This window comes from Komagataeibacter intermedius TF2 (assembly GCF_000964425.1).
Lineage (GTDB): Bacteria > Pseudomonadota > Alphaproteobacteria > Acetobacterales > Acetobacteraceae > Komagataeibacter > Komagataeibacter intermedius.
Map to the genome: position 1 here is coordinate 16,126 of NZ_BANF01000015.1, position 23,183 is coordinate 39,308.

The 23,183-nt window shown below is 66.1% G+C and carries 25 protein-coding genes; 17 read left to right on the forward strand and 8 right to left on the reverse strand.

Annotated elements, in window-relative coordinates; all coding sequences use genetic code 11:
* Position 1: 1 nt before the first annotated feature.
* Both B7449_RS03365 and B7449_RS03370 read right to left on the reverse strand, forming a co-directional pair.
* A complete protein-coding gene (locus tag B7449_RS03365; RefSeq protein ID WP_039734946.1) occupies positions 2-400 on the reverse strand; it encodes a type II toxin-antitoxin system death-on-curing family toxin in 399 nt (132 codons plus the stop codon).
* Positions 400-627, reverse strand: a complete 228-nt coding sequence (locus tag B7449_RS03370; RefSeq protein ID WP_039734944.1) for an AbrB/MazE/SpoVT family DNA-binding domain-containing protein — start codon at positions 625-627, stop codon at positions 400-402. The genes B7449_RS03365 and B7449_RS03370 overlap by 1 nt, the downstream gene beginning before the upstream one ends.
* Before the next feature lie 497 nt (positions 628-1,124).
* Between B7449_RS03370 and B7449_RS03375 the strand changes: the two genes are divergently transcribed.
* On the forward strand, positions 1,125-1,325 hold the full coding sequence (locus B7449_RS03375; protein WP_141654769.1) for a hypothetical protein: 201 nt from the start codon (positions 1,125-1,127) through the stop codon (positions 1,323-1,325).
* Positions 1,326-1,430: 105 nt separating this feature from the next.
* On the opposite strand, the gene B7449_RS19645 is transcribed toward B7449_RS03375, so the two are convergent.
* Positions 1,431-1,643: a hypothetical protein gene (locus B7449_RS19645; RefSeq protein ID WP_158003672.1), complete on the reverse strand. Its 213-nt coding sequence runs from the start codon at positions 1,641-1,643 to the stop codon at positions 1,431-1,433.
* A gap of 493 nt (positions 1,644-2,136) precedes the next feature.
* On the opposite strand from B7449_RS19645, the gene B7449_RS03380 reads away from it, so the two are divergent.
* The 7 genes from B7449_RS03380 (at position 2,137) to B7449_RS03415 (ending at position 10,385) form a co-directional block, all read left to right on the forward strand.
* Positions 2,137-3,378, forward strand: a complete 1,242-nt coding sequence (locus B7449_RS03380; protein ID WP_039734998.1) for a virulence-associated E family protein — start codon at positions 2,137-2,139, stop codon at positions 3,376-3,378.
* 566 nt (positions 3,379-3,944) lie between these two features.
* Positions 3,945-4,520 (forward strand): hypothetical protein, encoded by a 576-nt coding sequence (locus B7449_RS03385; protein ID WP_039734940.1) that lies wholly within the window; start codon positions 3,945-3,947, stop codon positions 4,518-4,520.
* A gap of 156 nt (positions 4,521-4,676) precedes the next feature.
* Positions 4,677-5,792, forward strand: a complete 1,116-nt coding sequence (locus B7449_RS03390) for a DMT family transporter (protein ID WP_039734938.1) — start codon at positions 4,677-4,679, stop codon at positions 5,790-5,792.
* A gap of 410 nt (positions 5,793-6,202) precedes the next feature.
* On the forward strand, positions 6,203-7,282 hold the full coding sequence (locus B7449_RS03395; protein ID WP_039734936.1) for a hypothetical protein: 1,080 nt from the start codon (positions 6,203-6,205) through the stop codon (positions 7,280-7,282).
* A gap of 112 nt (positions 7,283-7,394) precedes the next feature.
* Positions 7,395-7,943, forward strand: coding sequence for a P-loop NTPase family protein (locus B7449_RS03400; RefSeq protein ID WP_039734934.1), 549 nt, complete (start codon positions 7,395-7,397; stop codon positions 7,941-7,943).
* Positions 7,944-8,639: 696 nt separating this feature from the next.
* Positions 8,640-9,032, forward strand: coding sequence for a terminase small subunit-like protein (locus B7449_RS03410; protein ID WP_244465735.1), 393 nt, complete (start codon positions 8,640-8,642; stop codon positions 9,030-9,032).
* A 39-nt stretch (positions 9,033-9,071) separates the two neighbouring features.
* Positions 9,072-10,385 (forward strand): phage terminase large subunit, encoded by a 1,314-nt coding sequence (locus B7449_RS03415; protein ID WP_082084734.1) that lies wholly within the window; start codon positions 9,072-9,074, stop codon positions 10,383-10,385.
* A gap of 214 nt (positions 10,386-10,599) precedes the next feature.
* Here B7449_RS03415 and B7449_RS03420 read toward each other — a convergent pair whose 3' ends face one another.
* Complete coding sequence (locus tag B7449_RS03420; RefSeq protein ID WP_235721250.1) at positions 10,600-11,223, reverse strand: DUF2726 domain-containing protein; 624 nt, start codon at positions 11,221-11,223, stop codon at positions 10,600-10,602.
* Between the two features lie 115 nt (positions 11,224-11,338).
* Here B7449_RS03420 and B7449_RS03425 point away from each other — a divergent pair, with 115 nt between their 5' ends.
* Positions 11,339-12,751: a portal protein gene (locus tag B7449_RS03425; RefSeq protein WP_039734927.1), complete on the forward strand. Its 1,413-nt coding sequence runs from the start codon at positions 11,339-11,341 to the stop codon at positions 12,749-12,751.
* A gap of 29 nt (positions 12,752-12,780) precedes the next feature.
* Entirely contained in the window at positions 12,781-13,281 is a 501-nt protein-coding gene (locus B7449_RS03430) for a phage scaffolding protein (RefSeq protein ID WP_039734925.1), read from the forward strand.
* A gap of 509 nt (positions 13,282-13,790) precedes the next feature.
* Here B7449_RS03430 and B7449_RS23485 read toward each other — a convergent pair.
* From B7449_RS23485 to B7449_RS19655, 3 genes are all read right to left on the reverse strand, one after another.
* A complete protein-coding gene (locus tag B7449_RS23485) occupies positions 13,791-13,925 on the reverse strand; it encodes a hypothetical protein (RefSeq protein ID WP_276325841.1) in 135 nt (44 codons plus the stop codon).
* Between the two features lie 10 nt (positions 13,926-13,935).
* Positions 13,936-15,546, reverse strand: coding sequence for a Hint domain-containing protein (locus tag B7449_RS03440; RefSeq protein WP_048883229.1), 1,611 nt, complete (start codon positions 15,544-15,546; stop codon positions 13,936-13,938).
* A gap of 219 nt (positions 15,547-15,765) precedes the next feature.
* On the reverse strand, positions 15,766-16,161 hold the full coding sequence (locus B7449_RS19655) for a hypothetical protein (protein ID WP_141654854.1): 396 nt from the start codon (positions 16,159-16,161) through the stop codon (positions 15,766-15,768).
* A 13-nt stretch (positions 16,162-16,174) separates the two neighbouring features.
* On the opposite strand from B7449_RS19655, the gene B7449_RS03445 reads away from it, so the two are divergent.
* The 5 genes from B7449_RS03445 to B7449_RS03465 all read left to right on the forward strand — a co-directional run bounded on the left by B7449_RS03445 (position 16,175) and on the right by B7449_RS03465 (position 21,843).
* Complete coding sequence (locus B7449_RS03445; protein ID WP_048883236.1) at positions 16,175-17,527, forward strand: hypothetical protein; 1,353 nt, start codon at positions 16,175-16,177, stop codon at positions 17,525-17,527.
* Positions 17,528-17,990: 463 nt separating this feature from the next.
* Positions 17,991-18,506 (forward strand): hypothetical protein, encoded by a 516-nt coding sequence (locus tag B7449_RS03450; RefSeq protein ID WP_048883231.1) that lies wholly within the window; start codon positions 17,991-17,993, stop codon positions 18,504-18,506.
* The gene (locus B7449_RS03455) at positions 18,506-19,156 is read left to right on the forward strand and encodes a hypothetical protein (RefSeq protein WP_039736867.1); all 651 of its coding nucleotides are present in this window, start codon (positions 18,506-18,508) and stop codon (positions 19,154-19,156) included. Before B7449_RS03450 ends, B7449_RS03455 begins: the two co-directional genes overlap by 1 nt.
* A 130-nt stretch (positions 19,157-19,286) precedes the next feature.
* Entirely contained in the window at positions 19,287-20,156 is an 870-nt protein-coding gene (locus tag B7449_RS03460) for a hypothetical protein (RefSeq protein ID WP_039736866.1), read from the forward strand.
* Positions 20,157-20,355: 199 nt separating this feature from the next.
* Positions 20,356-21,843, forward strand: coding sequence for a tail protein (locus tag B7449_RS03465; RefSeq protein ID WP_039736865.1), 1,488 nt, complete (start codon positions 20,356-20,358; stop codon positions 21,841-21,843).
* Between the two features lie 5 nt (positions 21,844-21,848).
* Here the strand turns inward: B7449_RS03465 and B7449_RS03470 are convergent, their stop codons facing one another.
* Positions 21,849-22,073, reverse strand: coding sequence for a hypothetical protein (locus B7449_RS03470; RefSeq protein ID WP_039736864.1), 225 nt, complete (start codon positions 22,071-22,073; stop codon positions 21,849-21,851).
* A gap of 10 nt (positions 22,074-22,083) precedes the next feature.
* On the opposite strand from B7449_RS03470, the gene B7449_RS03475 reads away from it, so the two are divergent.
* The gene (locus B7449_RS03475; RefSeq protein ID WP_039736863.1) at positions 22,084-22,515 is read left to right on the forward strand and encodes a hypothetical protein; all 432 of its coding nucleotides are present in this window, start codon (positions 22,084-22,086) and stop codon (positions 22,513-22,515) included.
* Positions 22,516-22,595: 80 nt separating this feature from the next.
* Positions 22,596-22,907: a hypothetical protein gene (locus B7449_RS03480; RefSeq protein ID WP_039736862.1), complete on the forward strand. Its 312-nt coding sequence runs from the start codon at positions 22,596-22,598 to the stop codon at positions 22,905-22,907.
* The last annotated feature ends 276 nt before the right edge of the window (positions 22,908-23,183 follow it).

The window sequence follows — 23,183 nt, forward strand, 5'->3', positions numbered from 1 at the left end:
CTTACTGGGGTTGAAAATGCTGCCGAAGCCACGCCGCGAACGCCTCGCCTTCCATTGCGCCGGACGCAAGGGCCATCATGGCGTCGACAGCTTCCGGGGCGCTGACCTGCACACAAATTCCATTCAGCCGAAGGAAAAGGACGCAGCAGCTCCAGCCTGTCCGTTTGTTGGCGTCATTGAAGGGATGATTGCGGGCAATGACATAAGCGTAGGCAGCCGCCAGGGTCGCGGTGTCCGGCGGCGGCACTTCAGCATAGTGCCAGCGGTTTTCGGCGCGTGCCAGCGCGCTGCGCAGCAGGTCCTCGCTTTTGATCCCGTGGGTTCCGCCGTATTCTTTCAGGGCCTGATCGTGCATGAACACCACCGCGTCAGGTTCCAGAAACTCGGGCAGATCCGGCATCAGCTCCTGGCCAGTTCCTGCAGAACATCAGCCTGCTCACGCAGTGTCTCGCGCGCCATCTGCATCTGACGTTCAAGCCTGAGATTGCGCTTCACCAGCTTGATGCCGTCGGCCAGTTCGACCAGCGTAAGTTCCTGCCCGACTTCCAGACCAAGGCGGATACGTGTTTCCGCCGGAAGGGTAACACCGACAGAATTGCCCTGTTTGCGAACGACGACCGTTTCCATGGACCCAGCTCCGTATTACGTGTCGTAATACGTAACAGGGCCGCATCAGGGGTGACAAGCGCAAATACCCCTTTAGCAGTGCTGATCAGACAGAATTGCGGATCAGCCGGGTTTGACATGGCAGGGGTCACGATCGCCACGCGGCGGGCAGGGGGCTGACAGGCGCCGGGTCCAGCCAGTCCGCCCGCATGCTGTGTTATCCGGGCAACAGATTGGCCCGTTTTGCGTCCGACACCACGCATGAGTGTGGTTACGGGAAGAATGGAAGGAATATGGTCCGTCTTATAAACTGCATATAAAATGAATATTTACGAATGGTTACCAACATATCCGTTTCGTATAGCTCCATTCAACATCAATATACGAGATTTTTTTACTTGTAATTTCTTTCATATTTCCTGAAAATCGTGTGTGGGTATGGAAAGTTAATGATCTGGTAACGGAGCCCGAAAATGGTCCTGCAGCAAGTATTCCCGAACGGACATACGCCTTTCCATTTGAACAGGGGCGAATGCCTTGATCCGTCCGCCATCCGGCTGGCGATCGATGTGTGTACCAAGAACAACAAATTTGCAGTTGATGTGATTTACGCCCTGCTGGCGGAAGTCGATGCGCTGAATGACCGGATCCTCTCGCTGGCGCAGGATGACCGGCAATACCATTTGCCCTGCCCGGTCCCGGAAGGAAGCGCAGGGTAGCGCGCTCCGTCAGTCACCCGTCCTGCATCTGCGCGGATGACTGACCGGGCCTGTGCACCGGATGCCTGCACGGGTTGCATACGGCCATGCTGCGTGCGGGGTGGATCATCGCACGGTACCGCCTGTCCCGCCTTCTGCGCGGCAGGCGGTGCGGCGCGTGGTGTGCCGGACATACGCCCCGTTACGCTCCACGGCCCGGCCCATCATGGGGGAATGGCCGCCACCCGGTCCCGTGTGGTGTCCGGCATGCAGCCACCCCGTATCCGGTGGCCGGTTCCGTCCGATGTTGCTGGACAATGTCGGGGGGAGGCCCGGCACATGATCAACCACCCATATGGTGTGGCCGATTTTTTTTCGTCGCAGCAGAACAGCGCGAAGGCATGATCCGTCCAGGCCGCATGCTGCGTTGCACCTGTCGCTGTCCGGTCCCCCTCCGGGAATGGCTGCCGTAGTGCGGGGCCAGCATGTGACCCTCCGCACGCCGTGGCCGGTTCCGTCCCGATGCGGCAGGACATCGGGGAGACGTCGCCTCCCGTTCCGCCCCCTGTCACCGGTCCATCTCGGGTCGGGTAATGGCCCGTGGCGCTCCGGCATGTGAGCGGCCGCCGTGCGTGGTCTGCGTACGGGTACCTGCCTGCCGCCTCCGGCCGTGTCCCCCTGCGGGCAGCATGATTGCACACGCCACCTGCATCCCTGCGCATTATCCTGCCCGCCACCCACGCGGGCAGCGGCGGGCGTTCGGGGCGGGTACTGCATGGTGCGGGCCGCCGGTCCAGCCGCCGCCCGCCCCAGACCAGAAGGCCCGCTGCGCATGCAAGATCACCCTGACGCCCCCATCGCCACCGCATGGATGGACCTGCTGGTCCGTGGGGCTGGGGGACGGGTGGTGCCGTCGCTCAGCAACTGCCTTGTGCTGCTGGGGCATGACGCGCGGCTGCGCGGGATGGTGGCGTGGGACGAATTCAGCTGCCGCCATATCATCACCCGCGCCCCGCCGCCGCCCTATGACAGCGCGCCGGACCTGCCCGGACCCTATCCCCGTGGCATGGAGGACGTGGATGTGGGACTGGTGCAGGCCTACCTGCAGCGGGCCTATGACCTGCCGGTTGGCCGCATGGTGGCCGATCAGGCCTGCCGCGCCGTCGCGGGGATGTGCCGCACGCACCCCGTGCGCGAATGGCTGGACGGGTTGCGGTGGGACGGCGTGCCCCGGCTGGACACATGGCTGCATTTCGCGCTGGGCTGCACGCCCGACGCCTACCATGCCGCCGTGGGCACGCGCTTTTTGTGCGCCGCCGTGCGCCGGGTGCGCCAGCCGGGATGCAAGTTCGATTACGTGCCCGTGCTGGAGGGGCGTCAGGGCATGGGCAAGAGCCGCCTGCTGTCCACCCTGTTCGGGGCGGCGTGGTTCAAGGACGACCTTCCGCGCGACCTGGGGGAGAAGGATGCGGCGCAGGGGCTGCTGGGTGTATGGGGCGTGGAAATGGCGGAGCTGCAGGCGCTGGGCCGCAGCACCCAGCGCGACGCCAAGGCGTTTTTCAGCCGCCAGCATGACCGGTACCGCCCCACCTATGGCGCGTTCGAGGTCAGCCGCCCGCGACAGTGCGTTTTCGCCGGAACCACCAACGAAGCCGAGTACCTGACCGACCCCACCGGCAACCGCCGGTACTGGCCCGTTGCGTGCCGGCATGCCGATGTGGCGTGGGTGGCCACGTGGCGCGCGCAGCTATGGGCGGAAGCTGACCATATGGAGGCCACATCCCCCGTCCCCCTGTGGCTGGATGATGATGCCCTCAGCGCCGCGGCCCGCCGCGCGCAGGACGACCGCATGCATGACGACCCGTGGCGCACGCCCGTAACCATGTGGCTGCGCATGCGGGCGGCGCCACATGTGCGCATGGCCGATGTGCTGCACCTTGCCCTTGGCCTGCCGCGCGACCGGCAGGACCGCGCGGCGCAGAACCGCGTGGCCACCCTGCTGCGCAGTCTTGGCTGGACCCGGCGCAGGCAGCGCCTTGGCGGGGATCCGCAATGGGTATGGATCGCGCCGTAGTCCGCATGGGGGCAGGGGAGACGCCGCATGTCCGGGGTGGGGCATGAACGGTCGTCCATGCACGGCGTGGCGGCCATTCGCCATCGCGGCAGGCGTCCGTTCGATGGCCCCCTGTCAAAGCACGCCACCGCATCGCCATGCGAAGCGACAGGACAGGCCATTTACAGCCACGGCCTGTCCTGTCGCCACGGTCATCAATTCACGATAAGGCCCCGGAAGGCCCCGGCAGATGCTGCCTGTGCTGAAAAAGGCGACGTCCGGAACGCTGTATGTCTGATCACCCCGACAGGCGGCCCATGCGCATGACGGCGTGTGTGTTCCCATCGTACCCCATAAACCCCCAAACCCTTACGGCCCCCTATATACTCCCCCTTCCTGTACTATTTCATATGTCATGGGGTACGGTGGGAACACGGGCACGCCAGCACGCGGCAACAGGGCTGCCGTGGCCCGCAGGCCATCCCCGGCGTGCCCCATGCCCGGTGGCGCAGGGGCACGCGCGGGCGTGCTGCCTGCATGTGTGCCGGTTAGTATGAAAATGTCATACTAACTGCACAGGAAACGCCATGTCCGTACCGCAGCCCCGTACCCCGGACGCCCCCCGCACCACCCCCGATGGGGAACATCGCCGCGTGGCCGCCCTGCTGCGTGCCGACCGCCGGGCGCGCCTTGCCGCGCGTGACATCGCCATGGGGCTGAAACCCGACATGGGGGCCGACGGTCCCGCCGCCCGCGCGCGCACTGTGGAAACCACCTGCATGGAACTGGCCCCGCGCACCCGGCCGCAGGCCGTGCGCCTGACGCGCGACACCTGCATGCTGGACCGGCTGTTTTACCGCGCCAATGCCGCCCTGACGGCGGACCAGCACGCGGCGGGCCTGCGGTTCCGGGCCATATGGCGGCGCGCCACGCGGGGCGGGCGGCTGGTGCAGCGCTATACCCCGCATACCGGCACGGGCGGCGGCACGATGGAGGACACGGAAACCAGCGTCCACGCCCGCCGCGCCATGGACCGCGCCCTGTCGCTGCTGACCCCCGCGCGTGCGCGGGTGGTGTGCGACGTATGCGGCATGGACGAAGCCCCCGGCACGCGCATCCGCACGCTGCACATGGCGCTGGACACCCTGCATGACCAGTGGTGAGGGGACGGACCTGACATGACCCGGACAGGCGTTTCCGATTGGGCTTCCTTCCCCACGCCCCGCAGGCCGCCGCCCGTGACTGGCAGAACGCGGCACCTGTCCGGGGCCGTCTGCCAGGGGTCGTGATACATGCCGGTGATGTGGTAAGGGAAGGGGATGAACAGAACCGGTCTTCTCCTTGCCCTGCTGTCTGCCGTGCTGTTCGGGGCCAGCACGCCCTTCGCCAAGCTGCTGCTGGGGGATATGTCGGCCCAGATGGCGGCGGGGCTGCTGTATCTTGGTTCCGGCCTTGGGCTGGCGGTGGTGCTGGGGGCGCGCGCGGCATTGCGGCTGCCCAGCCATGACGAGGCACCGCTGACGCGCGCCGACCTGCCGTGCCTGCTGGGGGTGATCGCCACGGGCGGGGTGGCGGGGCCGCTGCTGCTTATGGCCGGCCTTGCGCGCAGTGACGCGGCCAGCGCGTCGCTGCTGCTGAATATGGAAAGCATCGCCACCCTGATGATCGCATGGGTGGTGTTTCGCGAAAACGTGGATCGCAGGCTGCTTGTGGGCGCCGCGTGCATCGTGCTGGGGGCGGGCGTGCTGTCATGGCAGGGGCATGCGGCGGTTGCGCCGGGGGCGCTGTACATCATCGCGGCGTGCGTGTGCTGGGGCATTGACAACAACCTCAGCGGCAGGCTGTCGGGGGCCGACCCGGTACGCATCGCCATGCTGAAGGGCGTGGTGGCGGGCAGCGTCAACCTGTGCGCGGCCCTTGTGCTGCAGCGCGCCCACATGCCGGATGCCGCCGTGGTGGCGGCGGCGGGGGGTGTCGGATTCCTTGGCTACGGGGTCAGCCTTGTGGCGTTCATGCTGGGGCTGCGCCACCTGGGCGCGGCGCGCACGGGGGCATATTTCGCGCTGGCCCCCTTTATCGGGGCGGTGGTGTCGGTCATGCTGTTCCATGCGCATGACCTGGGGCGGCTGGCTGTCGCGGGCATGTTCATGGCCGTCGGGCTGTGGCTGCACCTGAGCGAACGCCATGACCACGAACACGAACACACGGTCATGGCCCACACCCACCGCCACGTGCATGACGAACATCACCAGCACGAACACGGCCCCGATGACCCGGCGGGCGAACCCCACACCCACCACCACGTGCACGCCCGGCTGGTGCACAGCCACCCGCATTATCCCGACCTGCACCACCGCCACGACCATGACGGGGACGGCCATTCCCACGACCCGGACCACACGCACGGGCCGGACGGACACACCCACGCCGCCTGATCCCGCCCGTCGTGGCGCCCGGTACAGGGGCCCGGTACAGGGGCATGATCCGAACAGTAACAGGCCCGGGATTTTCGTCAGCGCCTGTTCACCGTCAACCGGCCCCCAGGCCGGACGCGCTTTGCGGCCGGAACCCGCTGACGGAAATCATCCGGACCATCATTGCCGCAGACCGGGTCTTTACTGAATCCGGCACGAAACGGCGGCTGTACCCCATGACCGGATCATGCGGATTCGTTCGTGAACGTGTCTTTCAACGACATGTTTGATGCGTGTCGCGAAAAAGCGGCAGGCGGCAGCACAGGCCACCGGCGCGGGTCCGTTTCAGGCCGGGGGGCGGGGCGGATTGACATGCCAGTCCCCCGCCACCCATCATGACCGGCAACCGGCACGGGAAGGAGAGGCGGGATATGGATGGGTATGCGGGCTGGGCCGAAACCGACCTGCCGGACTGGCTGGCCACGCCACGACGGGATTTTGACCGTCTTGCCGCCCACCTGCGGCCCGAGGTGGAACGGCTGCTGGCCGCGCAGGGCGTGTTCGCCCCGTTTGGCGCGGTCATGGCGCCGGGCCGCTATCTGGGCGTGATCGGGACGGTGGCCGCGCCAGACGGGCTGGCCGACAGCGCCATACAGCTGGACCGCGCGCGGGACGCGGTGCAGGACGCGGCATTGCGGACGGGCGCGCGGGCGGCGGCTGTGGTCGCCAACTGCACCGTGCTGCTGCCCGGTGGCGACGGGCCGGTGCAGGCCGCCGTCATCATGTGCGCCCACCGCGACGGCACGGCAGAAAACATCGTCTATCCCTACCGCGTGGGGGAGGCAGGCGTCACCTTCGCCCCCGCACAGGTGACCGAGGGCACGCAGGACATCTTCCCGCCCATCCGCCTGCGGTTCCACATACGCGAAACCTGCCCGCCCCGTCCGGCAGGGTATGCGGTGACAACCTTTGCGTTCCACGGCATTGACCGCGCCGCCGTGTGCGCCCGCATGGGCCTGACGGATACCGGGATGCCACAGGACGACGCACGTCCCGCGCCCATGTCCATCTCCAGCCTGCCGGGCGGGTGGACAGTGGTGTCGTGCAACGACCCGGCTGCGGCGCGGGCGCATGAAGCGCGGCTGGCGGCGTATTCCGCCGGGGCCACCATTGTAACCTGCACCGTGGATGAACGCCGGTATGAAAGTGCCGCAGGCTTCCATCACGATGGCGCACAGGTCTGGTCCGTAAGCCACCATGGACAGGCCGCAGGCCCGCACGACCTGACCGTGACCGGCACGCCGCCTGCGCAGTTGCACGACGCCATCGCCGCCCTGCAGCGCGAGGAAACCGAAAGTGGCTACCCGCCCGGCATGCTGGATTTCTATTTCGATATTCCGGTGGAGGTGGTGTTTGCGTTGACGGGATTCCGGTACTGTCAACGTGAATATACGGACGCTGTATTTGATATTGTACAGGAAATACCCGGCAGGCAGGGCGCAGGACTATAAATACGCCTGCTGGCAGGGAAGCCAGCCAACGATGATATGGGATAGCGGCCGGCCGGTGTCGCCATTTCGGGGAGCCTGCTGCTTTCCCCAGGGCAGACATGGAATGGCACGTATGACGCTTGATGATCTTGGCCCCCGCATTTGCATTATGGGGCCGTCCAACAGCGGGAAATCCACACTTGCGGATGCAATATCACGGGCGCGCGGGCTGAGAACCGTACACCTCGACCGGTTGAGCCACCTTCCGCACACTGACTGGGTCGTCAGAGACCCTGAAGACTTCAGGATGCTTCATGACGCGGAGATACTGGGGGCGCGCTGGGTTATTGAGGGCAATTATTCCCGTCTGCTTCCACAACGGCTGGAACGCGCCAGCGGTTTTATCCTTCTTGATGTTCCCACGACTGTCAGCCTCTATCGTTATGTCCGGCGCTGCTGGATCAGGAAAGACAGGCAGGGCGCCCTGGAAGGCGGCAGGGACAGTGTAAAATGGGCCATGATACGTCACCTGATCGGAACCACCCGCGCCAATCGCGCACGATACAGGCGAATGTTCAGGGATATCAGTTTACCAAAAGTGCAGCTCGCTTCTCCAGAAGCTCTGGACGCGTTTTACCGCGGCAATGGCCTGACACGTAACGGCGCAGGAATTTCAGGCTGACCTCAGGACACGTTCAGTGATGTTGCGTGAATGGCGTCGGTTCCACGGAAACAGACATGGGGAAATATATTCCCGTAACCCCGATATGGCATGAACACATAGAGTCAGAATGCTGAAAAATAATCTGTCGTTCTTCAAATTACGTCCTGGCAAAAACATAAACAGAACTGTCTGTCTGACGGGCGTTATCATACCAGTTTTTATCATATCGTATTGCATGAACGTTTCGCCGGTCATTGCAGGAACCGAAGAAAATTTTCCATATGACGTTACTGCCTTTTTCCATGATGCGGATATTTGTCAGTACCTGTCAGGGGAGTGGGATGACAGCCTTCCTCAGAAAAGAAGAAATGAACTGTCCAGTGAAATGAATGAAAAATGCTCGAACATCTATAAAAGACAGGAATATTTCAGGAAAAAGTATGTGGGACACAAATTAATTATGCTGAAATTAAATTCCTATGAATTCTAATAACATGGCAGGTTTCCGCCTGAATTCATAAGCGTCCCCTCCTCAGGGCCGACATTCCGCTTCCTCCGCCATGACAGGCGCACGGCCAGCAGGCGCAGCGAAACAGATTGCTGCCTGCACGGTTTTTCCGCATAACAACCCTATCATGACACATCCGCGCCCGGACCGCCCCGCACGGCAGCCCGGGCGTTTTCATGTCCGCCGGAGAACAGGGAAGAATGACCATGCCCGAACCCGCCACATCGGGCGCGCGGCGCGGGACGTACAGCCGAAGGGTTGCGGAAGACATCTGCACCCGACTGGCCGATGGGCACAGCCTGCGCGCGATCTGCGCCGATCCGGCCATGCCGCACCGGGCCACGGTGTTCCGCTGGCTGCGTGACAATGCGGGGTTTCGTACCCTGTACGCCACCGCGCGGGAAGCGGCGGCCGACACACTGGCCGAGGAAATCATAACCATAGCCGACCGCGCCACCGGCCGTGACGACGTGCCCGCCATAAAGCTGCGCATGGAGGCGCGGATGTGGGTCGCAACCCGCCTGCGCCCGCCCGCTGACCGACGGGAAGGGGGAAATACCATTGCCATTACGATTACGACCGATGATGCGGAACTGTGAAATCCATTCCAGCAGACAGAAGTTTCCGGGTGCCGCCTTTTGAAACACGCCTTCAGCCTGACAGCGGACCAGCGCGCGGCCAACCGGCTGCTGGGCGGTCCCGCCACGCATATCCTGCTGCGCGGCGGCGCGCGGTCGGGCAAGACGTTCGTGCTGGTGCGCGCGGTGGCGATCCGGGCGCTGAAGGCGGCGGGCACGCGGCACGGCATATTCCGCCACCGGCTGAACGCGCTGCGGGCCACCGTGCTGGCCGATACGTTTCCCACCGTCATGCGCCAATGCTTTCCCACCGTGCCGTGGGCGCTGTCGCGCACCGACTGGACGGTGGAACTGCCCAACGGGTCGGTCATCCTGTTTGGCGGTCTGGATGATGAGGACCGGACGGAAAAGATACTGGGGCTGGAATTCGCCACCGTTTACCTGAATGAAGCCAGCCAGGTCACCTATGGCGCGCGCAACATGCTGCTGACGCGGCTGGCGCAGAAATCACCGCTGGCGCTGAAGGAATACATCGACGCCAATCCACCGACCACCGCGCACTGGCTGTACCGCGTGTTCGAGGACGGGGTGGACCCCACATCCGGCGCGCCGCTGGACCGCGCGCGCTACGCCACCATGCGCCTGAACCCCGATGGCAACCGCGCCAACCTGTCGCCGGAATACATGGCGCAGCTGGAAGCATTGCCGGAACGCGAGCGCAGGCGCTTTATGCTGGGGGAATACCAGCAGGCGGTGGATGGCGCGTTGTGGCGGATGGAGGATTTCCGCCGTGCAGCCGCCGTTACCCCCGCAACCCGCGCCAGCGTGGCCGGGGCGATGCGCCGCATTGTCGTGGCGGTGGACCCGTCGGGCTGTTCGGGGCCGGAGGATACGCGATCGGACGAAATCGGCATTGTCGTGTGTGGCGTGGATGCGGGCGGGAACGGCCATGTTCTGGCCGACCTGTCGCGGCGGGACAGCCCGGCGGGGTGGGCGCGCGCGGCGCTGCAGGCGCAGGCCGACTGGGGGGCGGAACGCATCGTGGCCGAGCATAATTTTGGCGGTGCGCTGGTCGAAGCCACGTTGCGCGGCATCAACCCCAACGCCGCCCTGCGCATGGTCACGGCCAGCCGGGGCAAGGCCGCGCGCGCCGAACCCGTGGCGGCATTATATGAACAGGGCCGCGTGACCCATCACGGCAGCTTTGCCACGCTGGAGGAGCAGTTGTGCCAGTTTTCCGCCAGTGGCTATCACGGCCCGCATTCCCCCGACCGGGCGGATGCGCTGGTCTGGGCGCTGAGTGACCTCATGCTGTCCACGCCGCCCGCAGCCCCCGCGCGATGGGTGCCGACGCGGTTTACGTTGGGGCGATAGGGATGGTTGCCCCGTTTCGGGCCTTTTCTTCCATGTATGGAGCATCCTGTTTGACCCCGCCTGGAAGTAATGTATCAAATCGCCATCTGCCGCCAGTTCCCCCTGTGGTTCCAGCAGACGGGACGGATAGCAGATCTGATGCTGAGACCGCCCATTAGCGTAAATTCCCCACCCGCGATCACGGTGATACGGCGCAGGCGTCAGGCGGGCCGGGTCATACCGGGGCCGCGCGGAAATACCCGCTGATATCCACCCGCCCGCCGGGTGAAAAGCGCAGCAGCGGAATGCCGGTATGGGCGAAGGCGGCATCAACCAGCCCGTCGCGGTACTGGCGTTCAGGCTGCCCGTGGGTGCCGTCATCCAGTTCGATACCCAGCACCACGGTGCCGCTTTGCACATGCGTCACTACGAAGTCGATGGATTTGGAGGCGATCTTGAAAAACGCCTGCCGGTTGGCGTCACGATCCGGTCCGCGCGGCACGATGAAATCGGCCAGCCGCACCTGCGGGCAGACGTAATAACCACGCGGCACCTGCGCCACCAGCGTGGACAGCACGCGCCGCTCCCACCCTGACAGCAGGGCCGCAGGCTGGTACAGCCGCACCGCCCAGCCGTAATCGGTCATGGACACCGGCACGTCAAACCCCGCATCCGCCACCGGCGCAGGCGCAGGCATGGGCGTGGGGGCTGGCTGCTGCGCGGGCGGGCAGGGGGGGATCGCGGGCGGATGGCCATGCCGCCTGCGCCATGCACCCGCAACCACCACAATGGCCGCACCGACCACGCCAATTTCCACCGCCAGGCGCACCGGGGTCAGCAGCAGGTGACTGATATCCATTTTCTTTTTCCTTCTCCGCACGGTCATGTGCCCCACGGCGGCCTGTCTATCGCGGTTTTGCCGCCGCATCACCACCAAATCCACACCCCTTTGCCCATTATACCGGAGAGACAGCATGGACTGGCAGGAACTGAGGAAAACCTACCCCCGCGACCCGGACCTGCCCGCGCGCGCCCATGCGCTGGCCGCGCTGGCCCGCGTGCTGGACGGCACGCAGTACGACGCCATCCCCAACCCGTTCGGCACCGAATATAACGGGGCGGGGGAATACATCCCCCTGTCGCAGCGCAGGCCGTCGGTGCGCACCAACATGTGCCGCGCCGTGGTGGATGACGCCGTATCGCTGCTGTTCGGCGCGTCGCACTGGCCCACCACGGTGGCAACCGACCCCGCCGTGCCGGGCGTGCTGGCGCAGGTGGCGGCGGACACGGCGCTGCCCGCCCTTATGATTGATGCCGCAACGCGCGGGTCGGTCGGGTCGGTGGCCGTGCTGGTGGAAGCGGTGGACCGTCGCCTGCGCTTTGCGGTGCATGACACGCTGTACCTGACCCCGCACCGGGATGGCACGGGCGAGCTTGCATGCATGCGCGAATGCTACAAGGTCACCGGCGCCACGCTGGCGGAGCAGGGGTGGCAGGTTGGCCCCGATGATGCGGCAGCCATATTCTGGTGGCTGCGCATATGGGACCGCGCGGACTGCCATGTATATGTGCCCCGGCGTGTCGATGCCGGCCTGCCGGTGCAGGTCGATCCCACACGCAGCACGCACCATGGGCTGGGGTTCGTGCCGTGGGTGTGGATGGCCAACCTGGCCGCCCCCGGCGTGGTGGACGGGCCATGCACCTTCGCTGCCGCCATCGATACGGTGATCGAATGCGATTACCTGCTGTCACAGTCCGGGCGGGGGCTGAAATACAGCGCCGACCCAAGGCTGGTGATCCGCGCGGGGCCGGACCCGTATGCGGACGGGTCGCCCGCGTCATCGGGTGGCGCGGCATCCGCCCTGACCCTGCCGCTGGATGGAGATGCCAAGCTGCTGGAAATCAATGGTGATGCGGCAGGCGCGATGCGTGACCATTATCGCGAACTGCGCGCCAGCGTGATGGAGCAGATCCACGGCAACCGCGCGCAGGCCGACCGGCTGGGCGCCCCCACGTCGGGTCGCGCGATGGAACTGCTGTACCAGCCCCTGCTGTGGCTGGCGGACCGGATGCGCCTGTCATATGGCGAATACGGGCTGCTGGCGCTGTACCGCATGGTGTGCGCGTTTTCCCATGCCATTGCGGGCGGCCTGCGCATTGGCGGGCGCGATTACGCGGGGCTGGAGGCCGATGGGCTGGCATTGCAGTGGCCGCCCTATTTTGCCGGCACGGAAGCCGACCTGGCGCAACTGGCGCAGGGGCTGGATACGGCGGTGCGCGGCGGTTTCCTGTCGCGGCAGACGGCATGCGTGATTCTGGCCGCCCGCGCGGGCACGCCCGGCCCCCATGCGGAATGGGCGCGCATCGGGGCCGAAAGCCCGACCTGATTTTTCCCTTTTTCTGAAGGAAGCATGACATGACCCGATCAAGCGTTCCCGAAACCCCCGACATGGACACGATGCGCCGCGAACTGGTCGCCCTGCGCGCCGAACGTGACGACGCCGTGCAGGCCCGCGCCACGCTGGAGGCCGACCTCGCCCGCGCCACCGAACAGGCCACAGCGGCCCGCACCCGCGCCAGCCGTGCCGTGATCCGCGCCGAAGCCCGCGCCATGGCCGCCCGCATGGGCGCGGTGGAGCCTGCTGACGTGGTGCGTCTGGTGGACCTGTCCGCCGTCACCCTGTCCGAAGATGGCGCGCCGCAGGGACTGGACACGATCATGCAGGCCGCGCGTGAAAGCCGTGCCTACCTGTTCACCACGCCCCAGCCCGCGTCCGGCGCGGCCACCGGCACCACCGCATCCGGCCCCGCGCCACGTGCGGGCGATCCCGCCCCGTTCGACGCCCGCACGGCAGGCGCGCGGGATGTAAAAGCGGCGGCCAGTGCGGCCGGACTGCGCTGGCCCGTGGCGACCTAGAGCAGATCCGGTTTGAATGGACACATTCGAACTGGTGAATATGCTCGATAAACAATGAGTTAGAGCAATTTCACTGAGCCGGAGTTCAGTGGAATTGCTCTAGGACCGTGGCGGGACTGGTCAGGGCGATTTTCCGGTTTCAACAGGTGAAGGACGGATATGGGCCCTGCCGGCAGACTGACAATCCAGCCTGAACGGGACACAGGCGACCGGCCGGCCTTGTTCGCCTGCGCAGCCATTTATGGCCAGAATACGATCCTGCCCGGTGCGATTACGCCCGTCCTGTCACTGACGGACTGGTGTGTGACATATGAATGTCCATGCCCCGCGCATATCGCGCCATGCGGGATGGCCATGCTGGACTGCTGCACCAGATCGCGTGCAACGCTGCGGTTGCGGACAGCGCAGGCCGGAAGGGGCCTTATGTAAAGGGAGATGTTTTTCCGTTAACAGGGCACGGGTTGCGACCGGGACAGCCGGACATGCGCGACGGCGGTTTACGCGGTCCTCTACCCTGTCTGGTCCATGCAGGCCGGGGTGTCGTGCCCCGGCCTGATATGGCGCAGGAACCGCGCGGGGTTCAGCATGACCCGTCCATGCGGCCTGACCGGCCAGTGGCGGAACCGGTGGACCGGCCCCGCCATGACGGCATGATCAGGCAGTTGCCCTGAACGCCACGATGTTGGCGGCATCCGCTGCGGGGGCCGTCCAGTACAGGCCACCATGGGCGGAACGGTGCAGGCGCAGGACGACATGGCCCTTGCACCCGGCCCACAGGGACGGGTCCAGCTTCAGGCTGCCCTTCGTCCAGCGCCAGTGGCCATCGTGCTGCTGTTCGGCATCATGGCACTGCGCCGCGATGGCGGGGGCGTTCATGTCGATCGCGGCGTCATGGAACAGCCCGTCGCTGACATGCATGTCGCGGATGTAGATCCCCAGTTCGCGGGCATCCTCGCCCGCGCCACATTCCGCGGGGCGGAATGCGTTCGAAACCAGGGCGACCTCGCATGCGCCAGCGGGGAAGATGAAGCAGGCCCGGTCGCCATCCATGGCCGGTTCCACCCGCTGCCCGTCCACCATCAGGTGTTCGTCCCTGTCGGTCGTGCTGGTCCAGCCCAGTGTGCGCGCGCGGGCGGCAAGGCGTTCACGCACGGCGGCGATTTCGGGACCATCCAGCACCAGCGGCAGGGCGTAATCGTCCAGCGTCGCGGGTTCGACCTGCGTGCCGGCCGACAGGGTGGCGAACAGGTTGCGGTTGCCGACATCCAGATAGCTTTCGGACGGCAGGCCGTTGGACAGCAGCACGTCGTGGCTGTCCAGTTCGACATGCCAGTATTCGGTGCTTTCGCACGGTGCGCGGCGGATGGTCGCGCCATTGACCAGCTTCACCGCCTGGATGAACACGCTGTCCATGACCGGCACCGCAATGGCGTGGCCGGGGGATACCAGCAGGTCGCGGTCGGGCATGTTCTGCGCGAACGCGTCACGGCTGATCAGCACGGGGGTCAGCGCATGGGCCTGCGCCGCATCCATGTTGCTGAAGCTGATGATCTTCTGGCTGCCGATCCACACGATCGGGCGCACGGCGCCGGATGCGGTCACGACTTCATCACCGGCCTGCAGGGTTTCCACCGCCACATCGCCATGCGGGGTGCGGATCAGCGTGCCGGAGCAGAAGCAGGCGGCGGCCGAGCCATTTGTAAGGGTAAGCGTCGGACCGTTGTTCTGGTCTACTGACGACAGGCCTGCACCATTGGGAACCGTCGCATCTACCGGTGCATTCGAGACATATTCGTAATAGTCGCCTGCGGAGAAAGAATTGCCATCATCATTGACTGTCTGCGTCGGGACGAAATACAGCGACCCGTTGGCATCCGAATATCCGGTGCTTTCGGCCGTCACCTGGTACTGATCGGTCACCTGACCCTCAGCTTGTTGCGTCAGGGTTTCGGTGAACTGACCATTGCCATTACCTGTCAGCGAATAGGTCAGCTGCCCGGTGGGGAACTCGGATATATCCGACGTGCCAAAACCGGGGCCGGCATACCCACTGGCATTGGCCTCATCAGGGCTCTCGACTTCAACACTGACATCTTGTGAACCAGGAGCAATGATTGTGTCCCCATTGCTGTTGGTTGTGGTCGGGCTGTTGATTGTGGCGGATTCGATCTGAGTGGACTGCTCATAATAGTACACGTTGCCGTCGGAAGTCAGTTCCGGCTGAACGTCTGTGGTGTATGTTTCTGTTGTCGTGGTATCGGCCATCCTAAAATTTCTCCAACATGGTCGTCATTTATTGCTTTACCACGTTATCACCTTTTTTAAATTAAATGCTATATGGAAAATGAACTTTTTACCGAGACATTTTGAGGACCATTATCAGTTTGTAAATTATTCAAACCACGCATGGAACAATCATTATCGGTCCTGTATCAAGACGCGCGAAGGGATATTGGCATCATGACCTGATTTCGCGGTTTTTTATCACCACATGGCGTCGGCTTTTCCCACCATCGCCATGCATGCGCACACGAACCCGGCTGATGTCGCCGCCTGTGTCCATGATGCGGAACCCGCCACTTCGTGGGCGCGGAACGGCATGCTGCCGGATGACGCGGCCCGCCATTGGAAATAACCACCTGTGCTTTGGGAACCTCGCCCGCGCCCTGAATGGTGACCGTGGGGCCATGCCCCCGCGCTGACGCCCCCTGTCCGTTCCGCGTCCCGCCATGGCGCGCGGAACCGGCAAGGGGCCATGCCCGGCCATACGCGCCGCGCCCCTGAACCGTGCAACCCGGCCCCTGTATGGCGCATCCCGCCATGGCCGCCCCCTGCCGCCGCCACCGCAGTCCTGCATGGCGGCTTTTTTCGTTTTTTCAAGGAAATGAAATTCATGGCCATCGCCAATTTCCCCGCCTCCCTGCAGCCGGTCATTCAGCAGGGGTTCCTGTCGCGCGCGTTTCAGGACGCGCTGCAGTCGCGGCTGGGCTTCCGCTCGATCGCGGACCAGATGGAATTTCCCGCCCGCATCGGGCAGACCATTACCGACACCCGCGCGGGCCTGCTGCCGCCCGCGACCACGCCGCTCAACCCCACCGCCAACACCAGCTTCGACAACGGCATGACGCCCGCCGAATGGTCGGTCGAACAGTACACCCTGACCATCAACCAGTACGGCAACACCATGGACCTCAACCAGGTGACGGAAGGCGTTGGCATCGCCAACCAGTTCCTGGCCAATGCCTCGCGCCTTGGCATCAATGCGCGGCAGACGCTGGACCGCCTTGCGCGCAATGCGCTGTTTGGCGGGGCGCAGAACGGGGTGGGCGGCTACCTTGGCGGCAATACGCGCGTCACCGCCACGCTGGGGGCTGCTGGCAGCACGGTTGCGGTGGATGACATCCGCGGGTTCCAGAACATCCTGTCTGACGAAGGGCAGGTGGTGTCCGTTGGCGCGTCGGCCGGCATGACCGTCACCATCGGGGCCGGGTCGTACACGCTGGTGGGCACGACGGCGGACGCCACCAATACCTCCACCGCGCCGGACGGGGTTTCGGGCACGCTGACGTTCTCGGCTTCCGTCAAGGTGGCGGATGGCACGGCAGGCAACGCGGTCATCGCCGCCACGGCCCCGCTGGTGCTGCGGCCCAACGCGCGCGCCACCACGGCGGCGCTGGCGGCGGGCGACCTGCTGACGGTGCAGTCGATCCTTGGCGCGCTGGCTACCCTGCGTGACAACAACGTGCCCACGCCCGATGGCGGGGTGTACCACTGCTATCTGGACAATGCGCAGCTTCTGGGCCTGTTCCGTGATGAGGATTTCAAACTGCTGTATCGCGGACAGTACGGGTCCGACACGTACCAGACCGGCCAGATATTCGACCTGCTGGGCGTGCGCTTCATCCCCACGACCGAGGCCCCGCAGCAGTCGTCCCTTGGCGCGGGCAACATCCACCGCGCCATCATCTGCGGGCAGGGCGCGCTGATCGAGGGCGATTACGCCAATATCGGCACCCATTACGCCCCGCTGCTGGATGGTGGCGAACTGACCGATGTGGACGGCGTGTGCATGATCACCCGCCCGGCACTGGACCGTCTGGCGCAGATCATCGCGCAGTCGTGGTCGTGGATTGGCGGTTTCGCCCTGCCTACCGACCTGACCGCCGATACCTCGGTCATTCCCACCGCCACCAACAGCTACCTCAAGCGCGGGGTGGTGATCGAAAGCCTTGGCGCGGGGGCATAAGGCCCCACCGGGCGGCGGCGCACCCGCCGCCCGTACAATGCACGATTCGGGGCACGATTCGGGGCACGATGCGGGGGCAGGGGCGGGACAGGCGCGACCCGCCACATTCCCCGCATCCGGCATGCTGGCGCGTGTCCCGCGGCATGGCGGATGGGGCCGGCGCCAGCCACCGGACCGACCGGCCCACCCGCATGAACACCATGACAGCGGGCCACGTCGCCCTCAGTGGATGACACCGTGGCGCATGGGATGAATGCCCGGCACGCGGCCCCGAATGGTGACGCAGGCACGATGGCGGCCAGTGCCGACAGGCACATGCCCGGCAGGATACGGTTGGAACAGCGGGGCATTTCTCCGGTAACGGCCCCGACAGGCATCCACGCAGGCAGACACGCCACACCACGCCCCATGTCATGGTCCGGCATGCGGGGCGGAACATGCACAGGAGGCGGCAGCAGCAGGCATGACCGATACAGAAACGACGACGGCGGCCAGCGGGGCCGCCGTGAATACCAGTGACGCGGCAGGACCGGACCCATCCAGCCCCGCCACCCCGGCGGGCACGGTCCCGGCGGCTCCGCCCACCGCGGCCACGGTCGCGGATACGCCGCTGATGGATGACGAACTGGCGCAGGCGCGGCGTTACATGGGCTATCCCGCCATGGGCAGCCAGGACAGCGGCATGCAGTCGTGGCGGTTTTTCCGGGTGTACGGCTTCAACGAATGGCGGCTGCGCAACCTTGCCCCCGCCGAATGCGCGCAGGCGCGGGCGTTCATCATGCAGTGCCAGATGCTGGAAGACGCAATCATGGCCGCCACCGCCAACCTGGACACCGACCGCGCGGCGGTATGGACGCGCAACCGTACCGAGGTCACGGACCGTTTCACGCTGTACACGCGCTGGCGGGTGCAGCTGTGCAATTTCCTTGGCATTCCGCCGGGGCCGGGCCTGCGTGGCATGGGGGAGATCGTGATCTGATGGACCAGCCAGCCCTGTGCCGCCTTGCCGCGCGCGGTTTCACCCGTGCGGCGGCCCGCGTGGGGGTGCTGGCGACACAGTATCGCCCCACCACCGCCACCAGTCCATGCGCCACGGCCCATGCGCGGGTCATGGCGGCGTTCAGCAACGACCGGGCCTTCGGCTTTGCCGGACCTGCCCTGTGGGACGTGCCCTTCGTCTATGCGCTGATGGATACGACGGATGTGCAGGCGGGCGACATCCTGACCTGCGCGGGGGAAACATATTTTATCGCCCGCGCCGAACCCTTCCGGCCGCCCTTGTGCGTGCTGTGCAATGCGGTAGTGGACATCACCACGACCGTGGCGCAGGCGGCGGACGTGGCGGACCCCGGTGGTTACGGCACATCGGGCGACGCCACCACGCAGGTGGCCTGCGCCACCGGGTGGCCCGCCATGATCCGTGCGGGCGGCGGGGCGGGCGTGCCCGGTCCAGCGCAGCCCGGCGCGATCCACGCGGGCGGGTTCGAGATGTTCCTGCCCGTCATGCCCGGCGTCAGCGTGCAGCCCGCCATGTGGGCCCGCGATGCGAACGGCCCGCGCTACACCATTGGCGGCGCGCGGGCGGGACCATGGGGCACGCGCTGCCTGCTGGGCCAGCAGCAGGTCTGACCGCTGCCGAACCGGCCATGCCGCCGCCGGCCCCGCCATCACTACAGACCAATGCGCAATATGGCACGGCGCATGCCGTTCCATGCACACCAGCTTGTCCCCCGCCACCGGGCGCAGGAGCCGATATGACATGGCCGATATTTCCACCATCTCCACCACCATCGCGGCCGCCCTGGCCACGGCCCTGTGCCCCGATGGCGCGGCGCAGGCGGTCGCGACCGGGCGGCCGCTGGTTATCCGCCGTGGCAACCTGACGCAGGCCGACCTGGGCGATGCGGCGCGGACATTGCAGCAGGGCTGCGACTTCATCACCATTGCCGACAGCGCCGAAAGCTGGGTGCGGGTGGACGAACCGCTGGGTCGCCCGTGGCGCATGGACGCCACGCAGCCCGCCACCGTGCACATGGCGATCAGCGGCGGCACCGCCACCGTGACGGTGGATGCAGGGGCCACGCCCGGCGGCACGGTGGGGCTGCGCGTGACCGGCCTGCCCGGTGTCACGGGCGATGCGTGCAGCCTGCATGTCGCGACCGCGGGGGATACGGCGGCCACCATCGCCGCCATCATTGCCGCCGCCCTGCCCGGTGCCATCGCCAGCGGGGCGGACATCACGCTGCCCGCTACGACCACGGCGCAGGCCATCAACGCCGGCACGCTGGCCGCCCGCTGTGTCGCGCGCAGGCAGCAGCAGGTGTTCATCATCACCGCATGGTCGGCAACGCCTGCCGCGCGTGACGCGCTGGGCTGCGCCATTGCGGACGCGCTGGCGCTGACCGACTGGCTGACGGATGAAAACGGATCAACCTTCCGGATCGAGGCCCGCGCCACCACCAATGACGACACCGCCATGAACCGGGGCGTGTTTTCCCGTCCCACGCGCTTCCTTGTCACTTACGACACCGACCTGACCCGCGTGGTCCCGGCCATGCTGGCCGGTGGCACGGGGATCGGGCCCGACGTGGTGCGGGGAGACGTGCTGGTGGGTACGCCCGCGCCATGACGGCCGCCGCACGGATGCAGCCATCCGTGCCGGCCTTCCGTAACGCCCCGCCTGCCGGGGGCCGGCCATGCGGGCTGGAACCGGCGGGGCGCGCGTTCCGCGTGGCGAGGGACCGCGGGTGCACCCACCTTCGGCCCCTCGCCGCATATCCCCCGTCTTTTCACGCGGCCATGCCGCGCAACAGGGAAATACACAGACAATGACCATTTACCAGTCCGGGCAGCTCAACACCAACAGCCTGACCGTGCCCGACCTGTACGTGCAGGTCCAGCGCCCGCAGACGCTGGCGCTGAACGGCGTGCCGTCGGGGCGGATCGGCGTGGTCGGCACCGCCGCATGGGGGCCGGTGGGCATGCCGGTCATCGTGGGGGCGATGGGGGACTGCCTGTCCGCTTTTGGCCCCAAGCAGGCGCTGGCGACCGACATCGGCACGGCGGTCAACATCGCGCTGGTGCAGGGGGCGGCGGATTTCCGCTGCGTGCGCGTGACCGACGGCACGGACGCCGCCGCCACCGGCACGCTGGATGGCGTCAGCCTGACCGCCATCCATACCGGCAGCGCGGGCAACGCCATTGTCGCCACCGTGACGCAGGACATGATCATCACCACCAGCTATACCCTGACCATCACCCACGCGGTGCTGGGCAGCCGGACCTATCGCGGCGCCACGTGGTCCGCGCTGGCGGCGGCAATGGCGGCGGACGGCACGGCGCTGGTGCGCGCGGCCCTGCCCAGCACGGTCCCGGCGCTGGCGGCGGGCACGGTGACGCTGGCGGGGGGCGCTGATGGCGGCGTGCCGGGCACGGCGGCCTTCACCGGCACGGATGGCGTGGCGCGGACCGGCATGTACGCCCTGCGTGGACAGGGCTGCGCGCTGGGGCTGCTGCATGGTGTCAGCGACAGCACGTCATGGACCACGCAGGCGGCCTTTGGCCTGGGTGAAGGGATGTACATGATCGCCTGCGGCCCGGCGGGCGACACCATTGCCAGCGCGGCGGCGCAGAAGGCTGCGGCAGGCGTGGACAGCTACGCCGTCAAGCTGCTGTTCGGTGACTGGCTGTGGTGGGATGACGACACCAATGGCGACATGCTGGTGTCCCCGCAGGCCTTTGCCGCCGGTATCCTGGGCGGCCTCTCGCCCGAGCAGTCGAGCCTGAATAAGGAACTGTCGGGCGTGATCGGCAGCCAGAAGGCGGGACTGGTGTCCAGCGGGCAGGCCGCAACCTATTCCACGGCCGAGCTTTCGGCCCTGTTCGGCGCGGGGATCGACGTGATCTGCAACCCCGCGCCCGGCGGCAGCTACTGGGCGGTGCGCGGCGGGATCAACACCAGTTCCGATGCGGATACGGATGATGACAGCTATACCCGCCTGACCAACTACATTGCCGAAACCGTCAATGCGGGCATGGGCGCGTTCGTGGGCGCGGTGATCAGCCCCACGCTGTTTGGCGACATCCGCGCCGTGCTGCTGGGCACGCTGTCCAACATGGTGGGCAGCGGCATACTGGGGGCGACCACGGATTACGCGGTGGTGTGCGACACGACCAACAACCCGCAATCCGCCACGGCGCTGGGCTATGTGCGCGCGGATGTGCAGGTGCGGTACCAGGGCATCAACCGCTTCTTTGTCGTCAACCTGCAGGGCGGGGCGAGTGTAACGGTCAGCACCGGCACGCCCGCCGCCTGATGGCGTTACGTCGCGCGGCGGTTTTCTTCCGGCACGACGCGGCCGCAGAGGTCTTTTCTTTCCTCATGCGTCAGCTTTTCCGGGTGACCCGGCCCACGCGCGGCAATGGCGGCGGGATTTTCCGTCGGTGGTTTACGCCCCCCGCGCATGACCCGCGCCGCCAGACGAAAGAACGCATGACACCCGTACACGACAATAACGGGCCACCCGCGCGGTGGCCCTTTTTTCATGGAGCGACACATGTCCGCCAAACCCTTCAATATCGGTCGCGACTGCCGCGTGGTGCTGGTCTATGACGGCAGCCGCGTGGATCTGCCCACCGTGACCAGCTTCACCGCGCAGCAGCGCACGCACCAGCTGACATCCAACCCGCTGAACGACATGCCCATGTTCTATGACGTGCCGGGCGGCTGGGGCGGGCAGTTTAGCGTCCAGCGCGACGGCGCGGGGGCGGATGACCTGTTCGCCGCCATCGAAAGCGGCTTCTGGTCGGCGGGCACGGTGGTGCTGGGCAGCATCTACCAGTACGTGACGGAATGCGACGGGTCGCTCAGCACGTACGAATTCGTGGGCGCGTCGCTGCAACTGTCCGATGCGGGGCATTACCAGTCCGAAATGCTGGTCAACCAGACGATTACCTTCACCGCGCGGGCGCGCAACCGCATTTCCTGAAACAGCCCGTTGATGAAACAGGGTCCAGTGTGCCGCCTTTTTCCACAAGGGCGGCACACTGACAGCCGGAGACACATGGCATGAGCGAACACACCATAAAAACCAGCGATGGCCGGACCATCACCTATCGTGAACGCGGGCCGGGGGATGTGCTGGCGCTGCTGGAATTCGGCCCCGACAGCCCGTCACCCGCATGGGTGGAATACGCGCTGATGGTCTGCAGCGTCGAGGCGATTGACGGCGTGCCCGCCATGCGCCCCAAAAGCCGCGTGCAGCTGGAACAGCTGGCCAACCAGATTGGCAATACCGGCATCACCGCCCTGTCGGACGCGCTGTTTGGCGCGGATGGGGCGGACATTGCGGCAGCGGAAAGCACCGCCGCAAAAAACTGAGCCGGCACCCCGCCCTGATCGAGGTCGCGGCCCTGGTCGGGAACGGGGTGCCGTGGGATGTGGCCATGACCATGCCGCGCGTGCGGCGCATGGCCTTTCTTGTCGCCTTTGGCGAACTGGCGGGCGGGCGATATGACTGGACCACGCAACAATGGGATTACCCCGATGGCTGATGCCTGCCGGGCCGCGGCGCGGCTGCTGGCCCATCTGCCGGGGCGGGCAGGCCGGCTGCCGCGCACGGGCCGGCAGGGCATGCTGGCGCGGATGGCGGCGGTA